General features: G+C 73.4%; 21 protein-coding genes. 10 read left to right on the top strand and 11 right to left on the bottom strand.

Annotated features, from left to right (window positions below; genetic code table 11):
* Window positions 1-123: 123 nt before the first annotated feature.
* Window positions 124-627, bottom strand: coding sequence for a hypothetical protein (locus tag ACWEN0_RS44880; protein ID WP_451987357.1), 504 nt, complete (start codon window positions 625-627; stop codon window positions 124-126).
* 150 nt (window positions 628-777) lie between these two features.
* On the opposite strand from ACWEN0_RS44880, the gene ACWEN0_RS44875 reads away from it, so the two are divergent.
* The 4 genes from ACWEN0_RS44875 to ACWEN0_RS44860 all read left to right on the top strand — a co-directional run bounded on the left by ACWEN0_RS44875 (window position 778) and on the right by ACWEN0_RS44860 (window position 4862).
* Window positions 778-2574, top strand: coding sequence for a hypothetical protein (locus ACWEN0_RS44875; protein ID WP_451987355.1), 1797 nt, complete (start codon window positions 778-780; stop codon window positions 2572-2574).
* Window positions 2575-2883: 309 nt separating this feature from the next.
* On the top strand, window positions 2884-3894 hold the full coding sequence (locus tag ACWEN0_RS44870; protein ID WP_451987353.1) for an Acg family FMN-binding oxidoreductase: 1011 nt from the start codon (window positions 2884-2886) through the stop codon (window positions 3892-3894).
* A 109-nt stretch (window positions 3895-4003) separates the two neighbouring features.
* Window positions 4004-4237: a hypothetical protein gene (locus ACWEN0_RS44865; protein WP_451987351.1), complete on the top strand. Its 234-nt coding sequence runs from the start codon at window positions 4004-4006 to the stop codon at window positions 4235-4237.
* 28 nt (window positions 4238-4265) lie between these two features.
* Window positions 4266-4862 carry a DoxX family membrane protein gene (locus ACWEN0_RS44860; RefSeq protein WP_451987349.1) on the top strand — a complete coding sequence of 199 codons (597 nt, stop codon included), beginning with the start codon at window positions 4266-4268 and terminating at the stop codon, window positions 4860-4862.
* Window positions 4863-5185: 323 nt separating this feature from the next.
* Here ACWEN0_RS44860 and ACWEN0_RS44855 read toward each other — a convergent pair whose 3' ends face one another.
* Both ACWEN0_RS44855 and ACWEN0_RS44850 read right to left on the bottom strand, forming a co-directional pair.
* Entirely contained in the window at window positions 5186-5698 is a 513-nt protein-coding gene (locus ACWEN0_RS44855; RefSeq protein ID WP_451987347.1) for a universal stress protein, read from the bottom strand.
* 24 nt (window positions 5699-5722) lie between these two features.
* Window positions 5723-6322 carry an Rv1733c family protein gene (locus tag ACWEN0_RS44850; protein WP_451987345.1) on the bottom strand — a complete coding sequence of 200 codons (600 nt, stop codon included), beginning with the start codon at window positions 6320-6322 and terminating at the stop codon, window positions 5723-5725.
* 172 nt (window positions 6323-6494) lie between these two features.
* On the opposite strand from ACWEN0_RS44850, the gene ACWEN0_RS44845 reads away from it, so the two are divergent.
* A complete protein-coding gene (locus tag ACWEN0_RS44845; RefSeq protein ID WP_451987343.1) occupies window positions 6495-6884 on the top strand; it encodes a CBS domain-containing protein in 390 nt (129 codons plus the stop codon).
* Between the two features lie 4 nt (window positions 6885-6888).
* Here ACWEN0_RS44845 and ACWEN0_RS44840 read toward each other — a convergent pair whose 3' ends face one another.
* Window positions 6889-7875: an Acg family FMN-binding oxidoreductase gene (locus ACWEN0_RS44840; RefSeq protein ID WP_451987341.1), complete on the bottom strand. Its 987-nt coding sequence runs from the start codon at window positions 7873-7875 to the stop codon at window positions 6889-6891.
* Between the two features lie 167 nt (window positions 7876-8042).
* On the opposite strand from ACWEN0_RS44840, the gene ACWEN0_RS44835 reads away from it, so the two are divergent.
* Complete coding sequence (locus tag ACWEN0_RS44835; RefSeq protein ID WP_451987339.1) at window positions 8043-8555, top strand: DinB family protein; 513 nt, start codon at window positions 8043-8045, stop codon at window positions 8553-8555.
* A gap of 4 nt (window positions 8556-8559) precedes the next feature.
* Here the strand turns inward: ACWEN0_RS44835 and ACWEN0_RS44830 are convergent, their stop codons facing one another.
* Window positions 8560-10689: a N,N-dimethylformamidase beta subunit family domain-containing protein gene (locus tag ACWEN0_RS44830; RefSeq protein ID WP_451987337.1), complete on the bottom strand. Its 2130-nt coding sequence runs from the start codon at window positions 10687-10689 to the stop codon at window positions 8560-8562.
* A 189-nt stretch (window positions 10690-10878) separates the two neighbouring features.
* The gene (locus ACWEN0_RS44825) at window positions 10879-11841 is read right to left on the bottom strand and encodes an Acg family FMN-binding oxidoreductase (RefSeq protein ID WP_451987335.1); all 963 of its coding nucleotides are present in this window, start codon (window positions 11839-11841) and stop codon (window positions 10879-10881) included.
* A gap of 171 nt (window positions 11842-12012) precedes the next feature.
* Between ACWEN0_RS44825 and ACWEN0_RS44820 the strand changes: the two genes are divergently transcribed.
* Complete coding sequence (locus ACWEN0_RS44820) at window positions 12013-12468, top strand: universal stress protein (protein ID WP_451987333.1); 456 nt, start codon at window positions 12013-12015, stop codon at window positions 12466-12468.
* Window positions 12469-12476: 8 nt separating this feature from the next.
* Here ACWEN0_RS44820 and ACWEN0_RS44815 read toward each other — a convergent pair whose 3' ends face one another.
* Complete coding sequence (locus ACWEN0_RS44815; protein WP_451987331.1) at window positions 12477-12656, bottom strand: hypothetical protein; 180 nt, start codon at window positions 12654-12656, stop codon at window positions 12477-12479.
* Window positions 12657-12709: 53 nt separating this feature from the next.
* On the opposite strand from ACWEN0_RS44815, the gene ACWEN0_RS44810 reads away from it, so the two are divergent.
* Together ACWEN0_RS44810 and ACWEN0_RS44805 are read left to right on the top strand one after the other, a co-directional pair.
* Window positions 12710-13465 carry a response regulator gene (locus ACWEN0_RS44810; protein WP_451987329.1) on the top strand — a complete coding sequence of 252 codons (756 nt, stop codon included), beginning with the start codon at window positions 12710-12712 and terminating at the stop codon, window positions 13463-13465.
* Window positions 13462-15102 carry an ATP-binding protein gene (locus ACWEN0_RS44805; protein WP_451987327.1) on the top strand — a complete coding sequence of 547 codons (1641 nt, stop codon included), beginning with the start codon at window positions 13462-13464 and terminating at the stop codon, window positions 15100-15102. The genes ACWEN0_RS44810 and ACWEN0_RS44805 overlap by 4 nt, the downstream gene beginning before the upstream one ends.
* A gap of 93 nt (window positions 15103-15195) precedes the next feature.
* On the opposite strand, the gene ACWEN0_RS44800 is transcribed toward ACWEN0_RS44805, so the two are convergent.
* From ACWEN0_RS44800 to ACWEN0_RS44790, 3 genes are all read right to left on the bottom strand, one after another.
* Window positions 15196-15513 carry a hypothetical protein gene (locus ACWEN0_RS44800; RefSeq protein ID WP_451987325.1) on the bottom strand — a complete coding sequence of 106 codons (318 nt, stop codon included), beginning with the start codon at window positions 15511-15513 and terminating at the stop codon, window positions 15196-15198.
* A 3-nt stretch (window positions 15514-15516) separates the two neighbouring features.
* Window positions 15517-16602 (bottom strand): acetate/propionate family kinase, encoded by a 1086-nt coding sequence (locus ACWEN0_RS44795; protein WP_451987365.1) that lies wholly within the window; start codon window positions 16600-16602, stop codon window positions 15517-15519.
* A gap of 696 nt (window positions 16603-17298) precedes the next feature.
* The gene (locus tag ACWEN0_RS44790) at window positions 17299-18993 is read right to left on the bottom strand and encodes a sensor histidine kinase (RefSeq protein ID WP_451987363.1); all 1695 of its coding nucleotides are present in this window, start codon (window positions 18991-18993) and stop codon (window positions 17299-17301) included.
* A gap of 145 nt (window positions 18994-19138) precedes the next feature.
* Between ACWEN0_RS44790 and ACWEN0_RS44785 the strand changes: the two genes are divergently transcribed.
* The gene (locus ACWEN0_RS44785; protein WP_451987323.1) at window positions 19139-20128 is read left to right on the top strand and encodes an Acg family FMN-binding oxidoreductase; all 990 of its coding nucleotides are present in this window, start codon (window positions 19139-19141) and stop codon (window positions 20126-20128) included.
* A gap of 28 nt (window positions 20129-20156) precedes the next feature.
* Here ACWEN0_RS44785 and ACWEN0_RS44780 read toward each other — a convergent pair whose 3' ends face one another.
* Complete coding sequence (locus tag ACWEN0_RS44780) at window positions 20157-20795, bottom strand: response regulator transcription factor (protein WP_451987321.1); 639 nt, start codon at window positions 20793-20795, stop codon at window positions 20157-20159.
* Window positions 20796-20909 lie beyond the last annotated feature (114 nt).

Raw genomic sequence — 20909 nt, 5'->3', positions numbered from 1 at the left:
CCGAGTTGGGGGGGCCCCCCCACCGGCGCGGGGCGGGCCGAGGGGAGGCGGGGCCGGGGGGGGGGGGGCCCCCCCCCGGGGGGGGGGGCCCGCCCCGCCCCCCCCCCCCCCCCCCCCCGCGGCTCAGCGAGTCAGCGCTTCGACGGTGAAGCACCGGTTCAGCAGGCCCGCGCGCTTGTCCGTGCCGCCGACGAGGCGTACGAAGGGCTGCACGCTCGTCGTCCCGGCGCCGACGAAGATCAGGCCGAATGTCGAGCGCGTCTGCGCGAACTCCAGGTGGTCGGCGAAGTTCGCCGGCCCGAAGAAGCTCTCCTGGGGCGTCTGGTTGTTGACCGACCAGCCGATCCGGACCTCCGCGCCCGCGTCGACCGCGACGTCCGCGACCGCTTCGACCTTGGCCTCCCCTTCGACGCCCGGGGTGACCGAACGCGCCGAGGTGAGCGGGAACCAGCCGGTCGCCGGGGAAATCGTGAGGTTCGACAGCGTGCAGGTCGCCTGCCCGATCGGCAGGGCCGAGGCCGGCTCGGCGAGCGTGACGGTGGTGACGGCCGCCGCGGCCGCGCCGAGCACGGCCGCCAGTGCGGTCACCCGGCGCCGCGGCGTGCGGCGCAGATCGCTGATGTTCATGGGACTCCTCCTCCGGACTGACCACCGCCTCGGACAGCGGTGTCACCCGGGAAGGCGTTCCCGGCCCGTTCCCCCGCTACGCCGGCCGGGTGAACGGCCGAACCGGGCGGCCGGTCCACCCGTGTATCCCGGATCGGGTGGGGGGACGCCATGACGGAACCATGGGCGCGGGCGATGTCCGCGCTGCACGACGACGGAGATCTTCTTGCCGCACGGGCGTTGTTCGACGACGCCTTTCGCCGGGCCGAACGGTCCGGGGACGCGGTGGCGACCGCGCGGGCGGCGCTCGGGCTGGGCGGGTTGTGGGTGCACGAGCACCCCACGGCGACCGCGCGGGAGGTCACGATGTCCCGGTTGCGGCACGCCTTGACGGTCGCCGGACCGGGCTCGGTCCTCGCGGTGCGGCTGCGCGTCCGGCTCGCCGCCGAACGCGCCCGCCGCCACGGCGATGCGGCCGGCGACCTCCTCCCGCTGCTCACCGAAGCGCGGCGCACGGGCGACGCCGTGGCGCTCGTCGAAGCCCTGATCCTCGCCCACCACGGCGTTCCCGGCCCGCAGCACGGCGGGCTCCGCCGCACGCTCGCGGCCGAGCTGGCCGGCGAGAGCGTCCGGACCGGACGCCGCGGTGACCTGCTCACGGGCCTGCTGTGGCAGGTCGTCGACCGGATCCGGGACGCCGACCCGCAGGCCGAACGGCTCCTCGACGAACTGCGTGCGGAGCTGACGCGGCGCGACCACCTCGCCGTCGGTCTCGCGGTGAGCGCGATCGACGCGATGTTCGCCGTCCGCGCGGGCCGGTTCGCCGCGGCGGAGAGCCTCGCCCGCGCCAGTGCCGCCCGCGCGACGGCGGCCGGTGTGGTCGACGCGGCGGGCTGGTTCGGCGTGCAGCTGTTCGCGATCCGGCGCTACCAAGGCCGGTTGCCGGAGCTGCTGCCGTCGCTGCGGCGCCTCGCGCGGTCGAACGCCTTCACCGCCGACGACGAGGCGTACCTGGCCGCACTCGCCGTCACCGCGGCCGCCGCCGGTGAGCACCGCACCGCCGAGGCCGCCTTGGCCAAGCTGGGCGATCCGGCCGGGCTCCCCCGCACCGGCGCGTGGCTCTTCACGCTGTGCTGCGTGACCGAAGGAGCGCACGCGCTGCACGACGCCGAACTGGCGTCCGCGGTGTACGCACTGTTGCGTCCGCACGGCGATCTGCCGGTGGTGGCCGGGTTCGGCGCGGTGTGCCTGGGCTCGGTCGAGCACGTCCTCGGGATGGCCGCGGCGACGTCCGGCGACCTCGATGCGGCAGCCGGTCACCTTCGCACGGCCGTCCGGCGCAACCTCGCGCTGGGGCACTGGCCCGCCGTGGTGCTGTCGCGGCTGGCGCACGCGCGGGTCCTGGCCCTGCGCGCCGATCCGGCCGACGTGCCGGCCACCCGGGAGGAGCACGAAGCCGCGGTGCGCGACGCCGACGCGCTGGGCATGCCGACGCCGGGCGCGCCGCCGCGGGTGTCGATGACGTCCACGCGCGGCGGCTGGCGCATCGAGCTCGGCCCGCACGTGGTCATCGTCCCGGGCTGCATCGGGTTGCGGCACCTCGCGACACTCACGGCCAACCCGGGCAGGGAGGTCGCGGCGCTCGGCCTGGCGGGGGCGGAGACCGTGCCGGAGGCCGACCACCCGGTGCTCGACGCGACGGCGGTCCGGCAGTACCGGCACCGGCTGGCCCAGCTGGGCGACGCCCCGACGGCCGAGCGCGAGTGGCTCACGGCCGAACTCGCCCGCGCGACCGGACTCGGCGGCCGCGCCCGGCAGTTCCCCGGCAACGCCGAGCGCGCGCGGATCGCCGTGGGCAAGGCGATCCGCCGCGCCCTGACCCGCGTCACCGAAGCCGACCCGACGATCGGCGCGCACCTGCGCGGCACCGTCCACACCGGACGGTGGTGCTGGTACCGCCCGGCGTGAAGGCGGTCCCTCTCGATGAGCGGGAAAGCCGTGTCGTACGCGGTCACCCCGACGATCTTCACCAGGGTTCGATCACCGCGACGGCGTCCGGGGCCCGCCTCACCTCGGCCGCGGGGTCAGGAGCCGAAAGGCTCTGGTCGTCCAGGCGGGTGATCACGCCGAAGCGGCGAGTTCTCCGACGCCACCGCGGAGATCGCCGCGCCGAGCACCGAAAGTCCCCGGCCCAGAGGCATTCCGGCCCTTCCGGCGGCCGCGAACGCGGTGCGAGTCTCGAACCGGAAGCCGCACCCGACCCGAGGCAGGCCGATGATGGACCGACGATTCCCGGACGACTTCACCGTCAAGACCGCGGTCGCCATGGCCGTCCGCGCGCCGTCGGTGCACAACTCCCAGCCCTGGTACTGGCGGATCGGCCACAGCTCGCTGCACCTCTACGCCGACCAGGACCGGCTGCTGCACGAAACCGACCCGGACGGCCGGGACCTGGTCCTCAGCTGCGGCGCCGCGCTGCACCACCTCCGGATCGGCCTGGCCGCGCTCGGCTGGGCCGCCGAGGTGCACCGGCTGCCGAACCCGGACGACCCCGGCCACCTCGCGGCGATCACGCTGCACCGGCACGACCCGTCGCAGGACGAGGTCGCGATGGCGGCGGCGATCCCGCGCCGGCGGACCGACCGGCGCCGGCAGAGCTCGTGGGCCGTGCCGCGCGGGCACGTCGAAGCACTGGCAAGGGCCGCCGCGCTCGAGGGCACCGTGCTGCAGGTCGCCGAGAACGCGGCGCGCTACCACCTGGCCACGGCGATCGAAGAGGCGTCGCGGCGCCACGCCGACGACCCCGCCTACCGCACCGAACTGGCCGCGTGGAGCGGCCGCCACGTCTCCCCCGACGGCGTCCCGGCCCGCAACACCCCGGCGCCGGACGACACCCCGGGCGCACTGCGGACCCGCCCGTTCGCCGACCCGCTCCTCGCCCAGCCTCCCGACGCGAAGGCCGAAGACGACGAGACCGTCCTGCTGGTGCTGAGCACCGCGTCCGACGACCGGATGTCGCGGCTGCGGGCCGGCGAGGCGACGAGCGCGGTGCTGCTGACGGCGAACGCCTTCGGCCTTTCGTCCTGTCCCCTGACCGAGCCGCTCGAACTGCCCGACGTCCGCGAAACCGTGACCGAGCGGGTCACCGGCGGGTCGTTCCCGCAGATGGTGCTGCGCATCGGCTGGGCCCCCGCGAACGCCGACCCGCTGCCCGCGACCCCCCGGCGCGACCTGGCCGACGTGCTGCAGCCGCTCGAAGCGCCCCCGAAGCACTTCCAAGCCCACTAGGAACCCGGCCGACCCGGCCCGGCCGATCCTCGACGAACGGTTCGCCCGCGGGCGCTCTCCCCCCTCCGGCACGACCACCACGCCGTCCTCCACGTCCTACCGGCATGTCGTGACCTCGGATCCGAAGAGCGAACTTCACCGGGCCGGTGTGCTACTTCGCGCAGGGACAGCCACCACGACCGGGCAGAGCGCGTGCGACATCAGCGCCTGTCTCGTCGAGCCGAACACCAGTTCCGTGCCGTTCATCCGCTTTCCCTTTCGCCATGACGAAGTCAACCGGCTGGCGGCGTCGGCGGCGGAAGGCTTGGGCCCCGGAAACGGCCGTGGCGCCGGAAGAAAATGACCGCAGTACCGAAAGAACGGAGTTTCCCATGTCCATCCGACCGGACGAAAAGAAGACGGCCACGGGCCACCGGGCCACCGAACCGGTGCCGGTCCCCGATTTCGTCGCCCGACCCCCTGTCGCCGGCAAGTCGCTGGCCGTCCTCCGGATCGCCACCGGGTTCGTCTTCCTGTGGGCGTTCCTCGACAAGCTGTTCGGCCTGGGCTACGCGACCCCGTCGAAGGGCGCGTGGCTCAACGGCGGCTCGCCGACCCAGGGCTTCCTGAGCGGCGTCCACGTCGGCCCGTTCGCGTCGATGTTCCACGCCTGGGCCGGCACCTGGTGGGCCGACTGGCTGTTCATGATCGGCCTGGGCGGCATCGGCATCGCCGTCATGGCGGGCGTCGGGCTGCGGCTGTCCGCCGCGGCGGGCGCGCTGATGATGCTCATGATGTGGGCTGCCGAATGGCCGCTCGCGCAGAGCACGAGCACCGGTGAGGCGACGCACTCGACCAACCCGATCGTCGACTACCACGTCATCTACGGGCTCGTCCTCATCGCGCTGGCCGCCGCGGCGGCCGGGAACACGTGGGGCCTGGGCCGCCGCTGGGCCGACCTCGTCGGCGCGCGCAAGTGGCTGCGCTGAAAACGATCCGTTCCCCGGGCGCCCGCCGGTCGGCGGGCGCCCGTTTTCCTGCCGGAAGGAAGAAAGATGAAGGCGCTCATGACCTGCGCATCCTCAAGGGCGATGTGCCGGAGGTCGGGCGCGGCCGGATCCTCGGTCACGAAGCGGTCGGCACGAGATGGACGAGGCCTACGACGTCTTCGCCCACCCGCAGGACAGCAAGGCCTTGAAAGGTCGCCTTGTTCCGCAGCTGATCCGACGCCGAAAGGGGCCACCGTCCGATCCGGACAGTGGCCCCTTCGGCGCCGGCGCTCAGTTGTGCGGCTCCCGTGGGAGCTTCCCCTTCACAACAGCGGCCCGGGGTAGTAGGTGGCCGCCGGCTCCCCGGCCGGGGCCGTTTCCCTGTCCGGCTCCGGGACGGTCCGCGCCGGGATGACCACGACGGGGCAGCTCGCCTCGCGCAGGCAGTGCTCGGCGACCGAGCCGACGAGCAGCTTCAGCAGCCGGCCGCGGCCGTGGCTGCCGAGCACGAGCATCGCCGCGGTCTTCGACGCCTCTTCCAGCGCCACCGTGGCCGAGTGCTCGACCAGTTCGGCCCGGATCGTGACACCCGGGTGCTCGTCGCGGACCGGCCCGACGACCTCGTCGAGCTGCCGCCGCTCCCGGTCCGCGACCGTCTGCGGGGTTCCGGCGACCGCCGCGCCGAGGTCGTAGACCGGTTCGAACGTCCACGCCCGCAACGCGACGACCTGGCGGCCGCTCTTCGCTCCTTCGTCCGCCGCCCAGCGCAGCGCCGCCACGCTGACCGCCGAATGGTCCACGCCGACGACGATGTCGCCCTGGTTTGCCGTGGTCATTTCCGTTTCACCTTCTCCTCGTCTTCAAGAACGGGTCTTGCGGTCCTGGCCCTGGAACCACTCCTGCTGCCACCGGGCGTAGCGGAGCCGGTCGAGGGCGAACACGGTGAGCCGGTAGGCGGCCGCCAGCAGGGCCAGGGTCGCGAGCCACAGGCCGAGCCCGACGCCGACGGCGTCGATGGCGGCCCCGGCACCGCTCAGGGGCGCATCGACGACGGTGCCGTCCCGGTCCACCCAGGCCGGCACGGTCTCGCCCTTCAGCGTGCCTTCGTCCGCGATGACCTTGCCGACCTTGCGGGTCCCGTCCGGGAGCACCCAGGTGGCGTCGGTGGGCTCGCCGGATCCGGTGACGCCGGTGCGCGAGTTCACCGTGAGCGGCGGACCGTCGGCCAGCAGCGTCGCGGTCACCCGGGTGCGCTCGCTCAGCTGCTGCGCGGACCGGGCCTGTTGCCGCACGTACGTTTCCGACCCGAAGCTCGCCGCCACCGGCAGCGCCGCGAGCACGACGAGGACCACGAACACCAGCAGGCCGGCTTGGACGCGGTCCGACGGCCGCGCCACCGAACCGCGGCGCGGGAAGACCGTGCGCCCCATCCGCGCGACCGGGTTCGACGACGTGCTCATGGTCCTGCTCCCTTCCGTTCCTCCCAGGATCATCGGAATTCCCGCTTCACCGAAGAGGCCTTGGACCCCAGCCTGGTGTCCGTGGGCGGACACGCCGGGGACTTAGGGCCCTGTACCGCGGCGCGGCGGAGGAGAGATCGTCGGGACACCCGACGGAAACGGAGCACCGGCCATGCGCGCACGCGACATCATGAGCACCCCGACGTTCGCCCTGTCGCCGTCGGCGAGCCTCGGCGAGGCCGCCGCGATGATGACCGCCCACGGGTTCACCACGATGCCGGTCGTCGACGCGGACGGGCGGCTGCTCGGCCTGCTGTCCGAAGTGGACATCCTGCGCGCGCCCGTTCCGCCCGGCGACCCGGACACCGGCGTGATGGTGGACGGTGGCCGGCACACGGCGGGCTCGGTCATGCGCACGTCCGGGCTGGCCGTGCCGGCCGACGCCGAAGTGCGCGAGCTCGCGCGGCTGATGACCGACGCCGGCGTGCGCTCGGCGCCGGTCGTCGAAGGCGGGCGCGTGGTCGGCATGGTGACCTTCCAGGACGTGCTGCGACACCGGTGAGGCGTCAGCTCGCCGGCACGTCCGGGCCCGTGCGGTGGGTCAGCACGTCCTCGACGGGACGCCGGGCGGTGAGCCGGGTCGGGTAGCCGTAGCCGATGCGCAGCAGGGTGTGCGGCTGCCCGAGCCCCGCGAAGAGCCGGTCGAGCGACTCGCGCGTGCGCGGGGTCTCGAAGGGCTGTGACAGGAAGGACGTCGCCAGGCCCTCGGCCGTCGCGGTGAGCAGGACGCGCTGCATCGCCATCCCGGCCCGGACTTCCGCGTGCGGGCCCCGGTCCCGCGTCAGCAGGGCGCCGAGCAGCGGCTGCTGCTCGTATTCACGCTCGGGCAGGGCGAAGTTCTCGTGCGACGCCCGCATCGCGACGAGACCGGGCGCGTTCGGCGGCGGCCCGGCGGCGACCTTCGGGACGCCGTCGGGGCTGTCGGGCTCGCGTTGGGTCCAGAACGCTGTCTCCCGCTCGAAGGCGAGGTCGCCGGCCTGGAGTGATTCGGCCTGCCGGACCAGCGACGCGACCGGGGTGTAGCGGCCCGAGACGTCGAGGTACTCGACCTGCCCGCCCTCGTGCAGCGCCGCGGACTTGAGCGCGGCCCGCACCGCGGACGGCACCTCCTTGTCCAGCAGCGGACGTCGGTTGGTGTGCCGGCGGAACACGGCCTCGGCCAGGCGGCGGTCGGCGGCGGTGGCCTTCTGGTTGCCGTCGAGGCGGACCACGGCGACCAGGTCGGGCTCGGCCGGATCGGGCAGCAGGCGCACGACCGTCGCGAAACCGTTGGCGCGCAAGCAGATCTGCAGGTTGAGGGCCGCCGCGCCGCAGGCGAGCCGGGCCTCCCGCGCGTGCGGGTCCGCGACCGTGAGCACGCGCCCGCGGTCCAGCCAGACCTCGAACACGTCGTGCTCGACGACGAACCGCCACGGCTGGGTGTTGTGCGGCGAGGGCGCGCGCACGGCCGACGCGAGGGCCTGGTCGAACGCGGTGGGCAGCGGTCGGTTCATCGTCGGGCTCCGGTTCCTGGGTAGCGGACCAGCCCAGCATCGCGCCGCCGGCCCACCCATGACGACGGCAGCGCGTCACGTCCCCGAGGGACCAAAGACCTCCGGCCCGGCTGAAGCCGTTCTCAGCCTCCCGGTGGGATCCTGTCCCCAAGGCCGGAGGGTGCGCCATGGATCGGCAGGCAGTGCACGAACAATGGGAACGCGATCGCGCGACCCTGCACGAGCTCGTCGCCTCCGCCACGGCCACCGAGCTCCGCCGCCGGTCGCGGGGCACCCGGTGGACCAACCGGCAGCTGGTCTTCCACCTCGTGTTCGGCTACCAGATCGTGCGGGCGCTGCTGGTGCTGGTCCGCGTGTTCGGGCGGCTCCCGGACCCCGTGAGCCGCCGGTTCGCCGCCCTCCTCGACGCGGCCACCGCCCCCTTCCACGTGGTCAACTACCTCGGGTCCTGCGGCGGCGGCCTGCTGGGGCCGCGGCTCGCCGCCGCATGGCTCGACCGGATCGTCGCCTCACTGCACCGGAGCCTGGACCGGGCCGGCGAAGCGGACCTCGCCCGCGGGATGCACTACCCGGTCCGGTGGGACCCGTTCTTCCGGCCGTACATGACGCTGGCCGACGTCTACGGCTATCCGGCGCGGCACTTCGAGTTCCACCTGCGGCAGCTCGCCCTCGACCGCTAGCGCCTCAGACGCCCGGCGCGGGCCGGCTCACCGCCCGGGCGAAGACGTTCCGCAGCAGCTGCTGCACCACCGGGTCCACGCGGATCACGCCGTTGAACGTCAGGGACGACGTGCTGAACACGAAACCGCCGCCCGGCAGTTCCTTGCACACCATGGCCGCGCCCGCGCGGTCGGTCGGGTTCGTGCCCTGGGCGATGACCGCGGCCGGCGGTACTTCGCCGTCGAAGCCCTGCAGCGTGTCGAACTCCCACGCGCTCGCCGCACCGTTGCGGCCGTGCGCGCCGAACTCGCTCCCCACCGACAGCCCCGTGCCGGCCAGGAACGGGTGGTCGTGCAGCACCCGGTACGGCGCGAATGTCATCCAGCCCTCGTACTCGAAGTTCACGCCGAGCAGCTGCGACTCCGGCAGGTTGTAGTGGTCGAGGAACAGGTCGCGGCTGCCGTCGGCGGCGCGGAAGGTCAGCGCTGTGCCGTCGGGGGTGAACTCGGCGCGCTCGTAGATCTGGTTGCCCCCGGTGGCGATGACGCTGCCGCCGGCCGCGAGGTAGCCGGCCAGGTTGGTGCGCATGGCCAGCGAGAAGTACTCCGGGTGCGCGCCGAGCACGATCGCGCTGTAGGACCGGAGCCAGCCGCCGGTGTGCAGGTCGTAGTCGGTGTAGCAGTCGAAGCCGATCTGCTCGCCGCTCAGCCAGCGCAGCAGTTCCAGATCGCTCCACAGCTCGTTGTCGTACTGGCCCTTCGGCGCGATCAGCCAGTCGTAGCTGGGGCGCAGGAACGAGATCACTCGCTGGACGCCCGCCTGGCCTTCGGAGTACTGGTCGTGGCCGCCCCAGCCGTTGTACGCGTGGTAGGTGTTCGTCGGCAGGACCACGGCGATCTTCTTCGCCGGTGCCGCCGGCCGCACCACGAACGGGATGTGCTGCACCCGGTTGTACGGCCCGGTGAATTGGGCCGAGTACACGCCGGACGGCCAGTCGGCGGGGATGGTGACGCCGTACCGCTCGGCCCAGCCGCACCCGGCCGAGCGGTAGTTCGACGGCAACGCCTGGAGCCCGCCGGTGACGGTCGTCGTGCCGGTGACGGCCGTGGGCGTGTCCCCGCCGGGCACGACCCGCACCACCTGCGCGCTGACCGAGGTGAACGCCGTCGACAGCGCGACCGACACCCGGCCGCCGGCGGGCACGCTCTGCCGCTGCGGGTAGCCCTGCAGCCCGGCGCTGCGTTCGATGGTGAAGCCCTGGCCGACGAGCTTGCCGGTGGCGTTGTTGATCCACCGCGCCCCGCCGTCGGTGTCGACGGTCTGGAAGTTGGTCATCCGCAGCTCGATCAGGTCGCCGTCGTCGCCGGGCACGGTCGAGTGGTCGATCCGGACGAGGTAGACGGCGCCGTTGGCGACGCCGGCGAACAGGTCCCTGCGGATGAGCTCGAACCAGTCGCTGTCGCCGATCACGATGGGCGTCCCGTTGTTCGCCCAGCCCACGCCGTCGCGGTAGCGGAACCAGGTCAGCGCGCCGGTGCCGCCGACGGCGTAGATGACGTTCCCGGTGTCGGCGAACAGGTAGCGGGCGACGTTGAACCCGCCGCCGAGCGGCTGCGGGGTCTCGAAGGTGCCGCTGATCCGGCGCGAGCGGTAGAGGACGCCCTCGGCGTCGACGCACCAGATGACCCCGCCCGGGCCGCCGAAGATCCGCGGGAAGGCGTTGAACCCGGTCCCGACGACGACGCCGGTGCCGCCGTTGGCCCAGCTGCCCGCGCCGGTTTCCAGGTCGGAGACGATCCGCTGGTAGTACAGGACGGTGCCGTCCCCGCGCACGCCGTAGAGGACGCCGTTGGTGTCGCCGAGCACGGTGGTGAAGTCCTGCCAGCCGGAGCCGATCTGCACCCCGAAGCCGCCGCCGGCCCAGTCGAAGGCGGCGGTGGACCAGCCGCGGTGCCGGTACCAGTAGAGCGCGCCGTCCGACTGGACGCCGTAGAGGATGCCGTCGCCACCGCCGACGAACCGGCTCCACCGCTGGTGCGGATCGGACGCGACGGCCGCGGCGGCCGCCGCCGGCACTTCGTTCGCCCGCCGGTAGCCCTTGGGTACTTCGGCTTCGCTGATCGGAAGTTCTTCACGGCCGGTAAGGAATCCCATGCTCACCCCCATGCTTGCGCCGCGCGCCCTCGCGCACGCCTACCTGTCAAGCGCGGAAGGCACCCGGCAGGTTTACACGAATGGGTGACGATCACCCGATGAGCCCAACGGTTGATTGCGATTCGAAGTCAGGGAATCCGCCCAGTGCGGTTACTTCCGCCCGAACCGGGACATACCTTTCGTAGATCTTCAGCTGCCGACACGTCCCCGTGCGGTCCGGAACAGCTCGCCGAGCGGAAGCCGCGGTGAGGGTGCCGCCGGGACGGCGGGGCAGCCGAAGCGGAAGATCGCCTGCGGGCACCCGGGAAGCGCCAGTTCCGACACGAGCCGCGCCCGGAAACCGGTCAGGTGCAGGGGCTGGGTGAGCACCGAGCCGGCCAGCGCCTTGGCCGTCGTGGTGAGCCAGCCGCGCTGCAGGGCCGCGCCGGCCGCGAGGTGGTCGGCGCGGGTGTCGCCGTCGGTGCAGACCACCAGCAGGTCTTCGGCCGCCAGCCGGGCGGCGAGCACGGCGTCGTCCGGCACCGGGGTGTTCCGGCGGACGAGGCCCGCCACCGGCGGCCCCTCGGCGCTCAGGGCGTCCTCGGGCACGCCGTCGCCCCAGCCGTGGGTGTGCGCGGTCCACACTTCCAGTTCGCGTTGGTAGCCGCGGTCTTCGCGGAGCACGCGCGTGGCGAAGCCGAGCAGCTCGGCCAGCTTGTCCAGGCGCCCGGGCGCGACGAAGTGCACGCCCGGGGTCTCCCCCGCGGCGACCACGGCGGCGTGGACGGCGGCGGGTACGCGGTCGGGGTGGAAGGCGTGCCGGTAGCTGCGACGGCGGGCGATGGCGTTGTACAGCGCGAAGTCCCGGGCCGACGTCGCGTGCGGGCGGCCGATCGTCACCGTGGCCGCGACGTCGTCGCGGTACTCGACGTGGCACTCCCGGCCCAGGACGCGGACCGCGAGCACGAGGTTGGTCACGGCGGCACCGCAGGACAGCAGCCGGTCCCGGCCGAACGGGTCGTGCCGGCGCAGCTCGACGTCGCGGCGTTCGAGCAGGTCGACCTCGGTGCCGCGGACGAGCAGCTGCCACGGCTGGCTGTTGTGCACCGACGGTGCCCGGCTCACGGCCCGGGCGAGCACACCGATCTGCTCGGTGGTCAGGGCGGCGGTCATCGCGGTCACTCCTCGGCGCGGAGCCCGGCGCTCCGCCGAGAGCCATCGTCACCGCGATCCGGTGCCCGGCACCGGAGCACAAAGTCCTCCGCTCCGGCGGAATTCGTCCCCTACCCGCGGCGGGCCGGCGGGCGCACGATCGCGGCGACACCGGAGGAAAGAAGGAAGACCATGGAGTCAGAGACCGGCCGCGTGATCGTCGTCGGCATGGACGGTTCGCCCCGCGGCGACGCGGCTCTGCGCTGGGTCCTCGAAGTCGCGGCGCACGCCGGCGACACGGTCCGCGCGATCCTCGTCCGGCCCCGCGACACGCTGCTGCCGGGGACGTCGTTCACCCTCCAGCCGCACGGCCGGGTGCCGGAAGCCGGCTACTCGCTCTCGTCGCACATTTCCGGTCTCGGCCTGGAATCGCGGGCGGCCGTCGAGACCCGGACGGTCCACGGCGACCCCGCGACCGAGCTGGTGACCGCCTCGGCCGACGCCGACCTGCTGGTGCTGGGCGCCCACCGCGGGGGCGCGGTCGCGGACCTGGTGCTCGGCAGCGTCGGGCGCGAGTGCGTACGGTACTCGCGGTGCCCGGTCGTGGTGATCACGCCCGAAGCCGCGCACCGCCTGACACCGGCGTAGCGGCGGTTTCACTCCGGCGGCAGCCGCGGCGACCGCTCGATCCGTTGCTCCGAGCCCTCGATCAGCCGTTCCGTGCGGTCGATCAGGTCCTTGGACGCGTCGCGGCGCCGGCGGACCCGTTCGGCCGCCTCGGTCGCGCGCCGTGCCCTGTCGGACCCGGCCCCGCCTTCGACGCGTGCACTGGACAACGAGGGCTCCCTTCGCCGGCGTGAGACGGCCGTTCCAGTGGTACTTTCCGAAGATGGACGCCGCATCGCCGCCCGATCGGCATCCGGTCGACGAAGTCGAGCCGTACGAGCCGCTCAGCACGGACCTCGCCCGGCCGGTGGTGCTGTTCGTCGAAGACGAAGCGGACCTCGTGGCGATGGCCGAGACCTACCTGCGCCGCGACGGCTTCCAGGTGGTGACGGCCCGCGACGCGCGGTCGGCCGCGACGGTCCTGCGCGACCGCGACGCCGACCTGATGGTCCTCGATCTCGGGCTGCCCGACGGCAACGGCCTGGACCTGCTGCGCGGGGTCCGCGCCGGCCGGCACCTGCCGGTGATCATCCTGACCGGGTGGAGCAGCGAGCGGGACCGCGTGGTCGGCCTGGAGCTGGGTGCCGACGACTACGTGGTCAAACCGTTCTCGCTGCCCGAACTGGCCGCGCGGATCCGGGCGGTGCTGCGCCGCAGCCGGCCGCCGGTGGCCGGCACGGTGCTCCGGCTCGGCACGCTGACGATCGACACCGCCTCGCACGAGGTCGCCGCGGACGGCCGCCCGGTTCGGCTCGCCCCGCTGGAATACGGGCTGCTGGCGTGCCTCGCCGCCGCGCCGCGCCGCGTCTTCACCAGCGCGCAGCTGCTGACCGCGGTGTGGGGGTGGGCGAGCGAGCGCCACGACCCGTCGTCGGTCGTCGAGCACGTCTACCGGGTGCGCCGCAAGCTCGCCGAGGCCGGGGTCGAGCGGCCCCGGATCGTCACCGTGCGCGGCGCCGGCTACCGGCTGGACCCGTGACCGGCGAGTTCGCGGGCCTGGACTACCGCCGGCTGTTCCAGCACCTGCCCTCCCCGTACCTGCTGATGACGGCCGGGTTCACGATCGTCACCGTCAACGACGCCTACGCGCGGGCCACGATGATCGACCCGGCCGAAGTCGCGGGCAAGCCGATGTTCGAGGTGTTCCCCGACAACCCCGACGACCCGGACGCCGACGGCGTCGGCAACCTGCGCCGCTCGCTGGAGACCGTGGTGGAGACCGGCCGGGCGGACGCGATGGCCCTGCAGCGCTACGACATCCGCGAGCCGGACGGCCGGTTCGTCGTGCGGCACTGGAGCCCGGTCAACAGCCCGGTCTTCGACGACGACGGCCGGGTCGTGCTGATCGTGCACCGGGTGCAGGACGTCACCGAGCTGATCGACCTGCGCGAGCGGGACCGGGAGCGCACCGCCGCGCGGCTGCAGCAGATGGAGGCGGACCTGTTCTCCCGTGCCCGCGAGGTGCAGGAGGCCAACCGGCGGCTGCGCGAGGCGAACGCCGAGCTCGCCGTGGTCACCGAGGAGCTGCGGGCCCAGCAGCGGGCCAAGGACCGGTTCATCGCCACGCTGTCCCATGAGCTGCGCAACCCGCTCGCGTCCGCCAGCGCGGCGCTGGACGTGCTGGGCCTGGACGTCGCCGGCCACCCGGCCCAGGCGGTGCTGGAGCGCCAGCTCACCGCGCTCACCCGGCTCACCGGCGACCTGCTCGACGCCGCCCGCGTCGTGACCGGCAACCTCCGCGCCAGCCGCGCCCCGCTGGACCTGCGCGCGCTCGTGCACGCGGCGGTGGACGACCTGCCCGCGCACGTCCCCCGGCCGACGGTCGTCCTCCCGGCCGAGCCGGTGGTGATCGACGGCGACCCCGTCCGGCTCGGTCAGCTGCTGACCAACCTGCTGGACAACGCGCGCAAGCACACCGGCGACACCACCGCGGTGACCGTGCACCTCGGCGTGCGGGACGGCCGGGCCGAACTGCGCGTCCGGGACACCGGCCCCGGGTTCGACCCCGCGCTCGCGGGCACGCTGTTCGACCCGTTCACGAGGGTCGGCACGGGCGCGGGCGTGCCGGGCGGGCTGGGCCTCGGGCTCGCCATCGTGCGCGGCATCGCGGAACTCCACGACGGCGAGGTCAGCGCGCACAGCGCCGGCCCGGGCACCGGCGCGGCGTTCACCGTCCGGCTCCCGCTGACCACGAGGACCCTCGCCCCGGCCGGGCCGGGTTCCGCGCACCGGCCGCTGCGGGTGCTGCTCGTGGACGACAACGCCGACCTGGCCGGGATGTACGCGATCATGCTCCGCGGCCGGGGCGACACGGTCACCGTGGCCACCACCGCGCGCGACGCGCTGGCCGCGGCCGGCTCGGCGGCGTTCGACCTCGTCCTCTGCGACCTCGCGCTCGGCGAGGACATCGACGGCTACGAGATCGCCCGGCGGCTGCGCCGGGACCCGCGGCACCGGCACGCGCTGCTGGTGGCCGTGTCCGGGTTCAGCCAGGACGCCGACCGCGAGCGCAGCCGCGCCGCCGGGTTCGACGCCCACTTCGCCAAACCGCTCGACCTCACCGAACTGGACGCCCTGCCACGGCCGCGGGACGACGGCGGCGAGCCGCCCACCTGAACAGTTCGTCCGTGCCCCGCACCAGGACCGGCATCGGCAGCCGGGCGTCGACCGGCTCGGGCTCCGCCGGTTTCGGCCTCAGGTGGGTGGTCGTCACGGCTTCAACATGCTCTGGGGGACGCCGGGCAGCACGTCGGCTTGGTGGGCCCGCTCCGCCGTCCCGAGGGCGGACAGCACCCGCGGACCGCCGCGGCCGGCCGGTTCCCGGCTCAGCACCCGCACGACCGTCCAGACGGGCGACAGTGCCGCTTCGCAGTCGAGCAGGACAGCGTTTCCGGCCGGTTCCCGGCGGGTGAGCGGTTCGGTCGGCACGACCTCGTCCGGCCGGGGCGAGCGCTCCCACCGGTACCCGGGGCCGGTCATCTTCCCGGCGAACCGAGGTGTCTCCGCTTCGGTCAGCAGGACGTGCATGGGTCACCTCGCGGAGGTTCGGGCGAGCGCTTCTTCGGCGCCGCGGGCCAGCTCCAGGTCTTCCCGGGGCAGGACGATCAGGGCGGGCACCGGCGAGTCCGCCTGCGTGACGATCCGGTCGACCTCGGTGTGCGGGACCTTCCCGGCCCGCAGGCCGAGCACGCCGAGCCCGTCGAGGACGGACGTGATCACGTCCGGCTGGTGCTCGGCGACCCCACCGGTGAACACGACGGCGTCCAGCCGGGACAGGCTCGTGGCGGCCGCGCCGATCTCCCGGCGGAGCCGGTGGCGGTACACCGCGAGGGCGGCTTGGGCGTCCGGTTCGCCCCGGACCGCGGCGGCGAGCACCCGGCGCAGGTCGCCGTTGGTGCCGGTCATCCCGGCCAGGCCGGAGCGGTGGAACAGCGCGTCCGCCATCTCTTCCGGGCTCATCGGCGCCGTCTGCATCACGTGCAGCAGCAGCCCCGGATCGACCGAGCCGGAGCGCGTCGCCATCATCGCGCCTTCGAGCGGGGTGAACCCCATGCTGGTGTCGACGCCGTGGCCGTCGCGGATCGCGGTCACCGACACCCCGGCGCCGACGTGGGCGCACACGAGCTGCAGCCCGTCCGGTTCCCGGCCCAGCAGCTCACCGGTGCGGCGCAGCGCGTACTGGCACGAAAGACCGTGGAAACCGTAGCGGCGCAGGCGGTTCTGCGCGGTCCACGCACGCGGCAGCGGGTACCGTGCCGCGGCTTCGGGCATCCGGGCGTGGAACGCCGTGTCGAAGCACGCGATCACCGGGACGTCCGGCAGCAGGCGGCGGACCTCCCGGGCCACCGAGAGCGACCGGGGCTGGTGGTTCGGGGCCAGGGACGTCAGGCGTTCGAGGTTGGCGAGCAGGGTGTCATCGACGCGGGCCGGAGCCTTCTGCGCTCCACCGTGGACGAACCGGACAGCAACGGCGTCCACATCGGACCACCGGCCGATCGCCTGGCCGATCGCGTCCGGCGCCGTGAGGTCCCAGGCGGCCCAGCCGACGCCGGTGCCGTCGGCCACCAGCGACACCTTCATGCTCGACGAGCCGGGGTTCAGGGTGAGCACACGCACGGCTTTCCTCTCGGGTCCGTCCGGCAACCGGCGCAGGAACGGGTCTTCGGCCACCGGGTGCGCCAGCCGAGCGTGGACGTCGAGGGCGACGCACGAGCCGGCCGGCACTTCGTAGTCGGCGACGCCGACGAGCTCACCTCGCCGGTAGCAGCCCACGGCGTAGTGGCCGTGCCCCGGGCCGGCGGCGATCCGCGCCGCCAGTCTGTCCAAACCGGACGATGCGCCGGAGAACCGGAACCAGGTGTCCCGTTCGGTGAGCCGGGTGTGCAGGGCGAGTACCTCGGCTTTGTCGGCCGGGTGCAGTGGGCGCACGCGCACCACGTCACCCCCGGCGAGCAGAGCCCGCGTCATCGCTTCTCCTCACGACACGAGGGTGGGCCCTCCGGGTCGAAGCCGGGCAGTCCGTCCCGCCCGCGGTACCGTCCGTCCTCAGTGGACTCCTCGGTCCGGACCGGTGTGCGGTCGATCGGGCACGGCATCCAGGCCGTCATCCGGTCCTCCTTCCGTGCGACATCGGGTGTCGCAGCGCAAGGAGACCTCGGGAGCGGAGTCCGGGGACGCGGCCGGATTGCCTGAACCCCGGGGACTTTGGTCACCGGGTGGCGCGGGCCGGCGAGCCGAGGGGGAGGGAGCGCGCCGACCCGCGTGACACACGCTATCCGACCGTCACCCTTCGTGCCGATCGGAAGAGCCGGCTCAGCCGACCGGCGCCGACCACGCCAGCCGCACACCGCCCTCGGGTCCGCTGCCCAGCGCGAACGAACCGCCGGCCGCTTCGGCGCGGTCCCGGAGGTTGCCCAGCCCGCTCGGTGACACCCCTTCGGGCAGGCCCTTGCCGTCGTCGACGACCACGATGGTGATCGCCTCGTCCTTCACCGCCACCGAGACGGCCACCGACGAGGCCTCCGCGTGCCGCACGGCATTGCTGACCGCCTCGCGCACCACCGCTTCGACCTGCTCGGCCAGGTGCGCCGGTACCGTGTCGATCGGGCCGGTCATGCTGACCGTCGGCTGGATCGGCGCGTCGTCGGTCAGCTCGGCGATCGCGTCGTGGAGCCGGTGCCGCAACCGCATCCCGGTCTCCCCCGCCACGCCTCCGTGCAGGTCGAAGATCGCCGTGCGGATCTCCTGGACGATCTCGTGCATCTGCTCGATGCTGTCCCCGAGCCGTTTCTGCAGTTCCGGCGACTTCGTCCGCCGCTGCGTGCTCTGCATCGACAGCCCGACGGCGAAGAGCCGCTGGATCACGTGGTCGTGCAGGTCGCGGGCGATGCGGTCCCGATCACCGAGCACGTCCAGCTCCCGGGCCGCGCGCTGCTGGGCGGCCAGCTGCAGCGCCAAGGCCGCCTGGTCGGCGAACGACGCCACCACCGACAGCTGGGCCGCTTCGAACGACGCCGACCCGGCTTCCCGGGCCGCGATGAGCACCCCGGTCGTCCGGTCCCCCGCCCGCAGCGGAACCACCATCGCCGGGCCGAACCGCTGCTCGCGCAGGCAGATCTCGGGCACGCTGCGCGGGGTCCGGTCCTGGTACACCGCTCCGGGCACGCTGTCCTCGAGATCGACGTGGGTTCCCGACAGCTCACCCGCCCGGGCTCCCGCGCACACCGTGACGGTCAGGTCCTCGACGTCGTCGCCCCAGTCCTCGTCGACGTCGAGGCGCCCTGAGTTCGGCAGCGCGAGCATGGTGACGTCCGAACCGGTCAGTTCCAGGGCCCGGCTGGCGATCAGGTTCAGGGCCTCCGCCGGATCCGTGCCGCCCAGCAGCTCGGTGGTCACCTCGCTGGTCGCGGCCAGCCACTGCTGCCGCACCCGCGCCTGCTCGTACAGGTGCGCGTTCTCGATCGCGATCCCGGCCGCCGCGGCGAGGGCCTGCAGGACGACCTCGTCGTCGTCGGTGAAGGGCTCACCGTTCTTCTTCTCCGTCAGGTACAGCCGCCCGAAGACCTCGTCGCGCACCCGCACCGGCACGCCGAGGAACGTGTGCATCGGCGGGTGGTGGGCGGGGAAGCCGACGGACGCCGGGTGCTCGGCGATCTCCTCCAACCGCAGCGGCTTCGCCTCCTCGATGACCACGCCCAGCACGCCGTGGCCCTCCGGCAGGTCTCCGATCAGCCGCCGGGTGTCGTCGTCGATGCCGAGGTGGAGGAACTCCGCCAGCGACCCGTCCTCCGCCAGCACGCCCAAGGCCCCGTACTTCGCCTCCCCCAGCTCGATCGCGGACTGCACGATGCGCCGAAGCGTGGTGTCGAGCTCCAGCCCGGACGCGACGGCGAGCACGGCGTCGAGCAGTCCGTCCATCTTGTCCCGCGTGCCGATCAGCAGCTCGATCCGGTCCTGCAGGTCGCGCAAAAGCTCGCGCAGCCGCAGTCCGGACAGCGTGCCCGCCATCCGCCGCGGTTCCTGGGCGGCTCCACTCACCAAGGCCTCCGCATCATCGGTGACTTTGTCCCCTTTCCGCGGCGGCGCGGCACGAGAGACCGTCTGGGAAAGCTTCCGACGTCGGTGTGCCGTCCCGCGGCACCAAGGGGAGACCATGACACTACCCATCACCTCGATCGGCTTGCTGGACTCCGATCAGGTGAAGTCAGTGATCGGCGCTGCGGTGCTCGCACCGTCGACGCACAACACGCAGCCCTGGCGGTTCCGCTGCACGCCGGCGGGTCTGGAGCTGCACGCCGATCCGGACCGGGCCCTGCCGGTGGCCGACGCCGACCGGCGGGAGCTGCTGGTCTCCTGCGGCGCGGCGTTGTTCAACCTGCGCGCCGCCATCCACGCCCTCGGCGCGCACCCGGCCACGACGCTGTTCCCCCGGCGTGACGATCCGACCCTGCTGGCGGTCATCGGGCCGTTCGCGGCCCGCCGCCCCGACCCCCGGATGGTCCAGCTCGCCGACGCGATCCCGCGCCGCCACACGAACCGGACCCCGTTCGCACCGGACGGCATCCCCGGCTCCCTGGTCGCCGAGCTGCGGCACGCCGCCGAGGTGGAGCAGGCCTGGCTGCCCCAGCTGAGCGCGAAACAGCTGGAAAGACTGCGGGAGCTGGTCCACAAGGCCCACCACGCCCAGGTCGCCGACCCGGCCTTCCGCCGGGAATGGGACAGCTGGACCGCCCGTGCCCCGGACTGCCGCGACGGTGTCCCCGAGTACGCGGCCGGGGCGACGCCGTCGACCAACGGGGGCTGGGTCCTGCGTGACTTCGGTTCGTCCCCGCGCGACCGGACGGATCACTCCGAGCCGCTCGTGGTGGTGATCGGCTCGTTCGACGACACCCCGGCCGACCGGGTCCGGGCCGGGCAGGCGATGCAGCGGGTCCTGCTCACGGCGACCGCCGCCGGGTTCGACGCGTCGTTCGTCTCCCAGCCGGTCGAGGTCCCCGTGGTGCGAACCGAGTTGCGCGCGCTCCTCGGCGGCGGGCTGTGGCCGCAGATCGTGCTGCGGCTGGGCCGGGGTACGCCGGTGCCGTGGACGCCGAGGCGGTCGCTCACGGACGTCCTGCTGGAGCCGGCACTGCCGGCCCGGTGACCCGCCGGCCGAGTCGTCACGAACCGCGTCACCGAGCTTCGTTGCGCAGTTCGGTCGCCAGCACGGCGGCCTGCGTCCGCCGTTCCATCCCCAGCTTGGTCAGCAGCCGCGAGACGTAGTTCTTCACCGTCTTCTCGGCCAGGAACATGCGCTCGGAGATCTGCCGGTTGGTCAGTCCCTCGCCGATCAGCTCCAGGAGCTTCCGCTCCTGGTCCGAAAGGTCGGCCAGCGGGCCCTTCTTCGCCTGGCTGTCGCGCAGCTTGGCCATGAGGGCCGCCGCGGCGTGCGCGTCGAGCAGGGACTTGCCCGCGCCGACGTCGCGCACCGCCGAAACCAGGTCCATGCCCTTGATGTCCTTGATGACGAACCCGCTCGCGCCGGCCATCACGGCGTCGAGCATCGCCTGCTCATCGGTGTAGGAGGTCAGCATCAGGCACTTGAGCTCGGGCAGTTTGGAGCGCAGCTCCCGGGCCAGCTCGATGCCGTTGCCGTCCGGCAGCCGCACGTCCAGGACGGCCACGTCGGGGGTCAGCGCCGGGACGCGCGCCAGCGCCTGGGACACGCTGCCGGCTTGGCCGACCACGCTGAGGTTCTCGTCCTCGTCCAGCAGGTCGGCCACGCCACGACGGACGACCTCGTGGTCGTCGACCAGGAAAACACGGAGCATTCCGACCTCCCGAGCACGCTTCGACGGAGATCAGGGTACGACCGCAGGAGCCCCGGTGGCAGGGACCCGTGACCGTCCGGGAAGGGACCAAGGACCCTCCCGCCGACCGCGGGA

This window comes from Amycolatopsis sp. NPDC004378 (assembly GCF_053602455.1).
This window is presented reverse-complemented; position numbering and strand designations above follow the sequence as displayed.

Bases quoted from the DNA above. Each gene is read 5' to 3' on its own strand.
- ACWEN0_RS44840 (WP_451987341.1), bottom strand. From the start codon at position 7,875: ATGAACCGACCGCTGCCCACCGCGTTCGACCAGGCCCTCGCGTCGGCC.
- ACWEN0_RS44850 (WP_451987345.1), bottom strand. From the start codon at position 6,322: ATGAGCACGTCGTCGAACCCGGTCGCGCGGATGGGGCGCACGGTCTTC.
- ACWEN0_RS44790 (WP_451987363.1), bottom strand. From the start codon at position 18,993: ATGGCGGGCACGCTGTCCGGACTGCGGCTGCGCGAGCTTTTGCGCGAC.
- ACWEN0_RS44820 (WP_451987333.1), top strand. From the start codon at position 12,013: ATGGAGTCAGAGACCGGCCGCGTGATCGTCGTCGGCATGGACGGTTCG.
- ACWEN0_RS44835 (WP_451987339.1), top strand. From the start codon at position 8,043: ATGGATCGGCAGGCAGTGCACGAACAATGGGAACGCGATCGCGCGACC.
- ACWEN0_RS44845 (WP_451987343.1), top strand. From the start codon at position 6,495: ATGCGCGCACGCGACATCATGAGCACCCCGACGTTCGCCCTGTCGCCG.
- ACWEN0_RS44855 (WP_451987347.1), bottom strand. From the start codon at position 5,698: ATGACCACGGCAAACCAGGGCGACATCGTCGTCGGCGTGGACCATTCG.
- ACWEN0_RS44880 (WP_451987357.1), bottom strand. From the start codon at position 627: ATGAACATCAGCGATCTGCGCCGCACGCCGCGGCGCCGGGTGACCGCA.
- ACWEN0_RS44810 (WP_451987329.1), top strand. From the start codon at position 12,710: ATGGACGCCGCATCGCCGCCCGATCGGCATCCGGTCGACGAAGTCGAG.
- ACWEN0_RS44785 (WP_451987323.1), top strand. From the start codon at position 19,139: ATGACACTACCCATCACCTCGATCGGCTTGCTGGACTCCGATCAGGTG.
- ACWEN0_RS44875 (WP_451987355.1), top strand. From the start codon at position 778: ATGACGGAACCATGGGCGCGGGCGATGTCCGCGCTGCACGACGACGGA.
- ACWEN0_RS44870 (WP_451987353.1), top strand. From the start codon at position 2,884: ATGGACCGACGATTCCCGGACGACTTCACCGTCAAGACCGCGGTCGCC.
- ACWEN0_RS44780 (WP_451987321.1), bottom strand. From the start codon at position 20,795: ATGCTCCGTGTTTTCCTGGTCGACGACCACGAGGTCGTCCGTCGTGGC.
- ACWEN0_RS44830 (WP_451987337.1), bottom strand. From the start codon at position 10,689: ATGGGATTCCTTACCGGCCGTGAAGAACTTCCGATCAGCGAAGCCGAA.
- ACWEN0_RS44825 (WP_451987335.1), bottom strand. From the start codon at position 11,841: ATGACCGCCGCCCTGACCACCGAGCAGATCGGTGTGCTCGCCCGGGCC.
- ACWEN0_RS44800 (WP_451987325.1), bottom strand. From the start codon at position 15,513: ATGCACGTCCTGCTGACCGAAGCGGAGACACCTCGGTTCGCCGGGAAG.
- ACWEN0_RS44860 (WP_451987349.1), top strand. From the start codon at position 4,266: ATGTCCATCCGACCGGACGAAAAGAAGACGGCCACGGGCCACCGGGCC.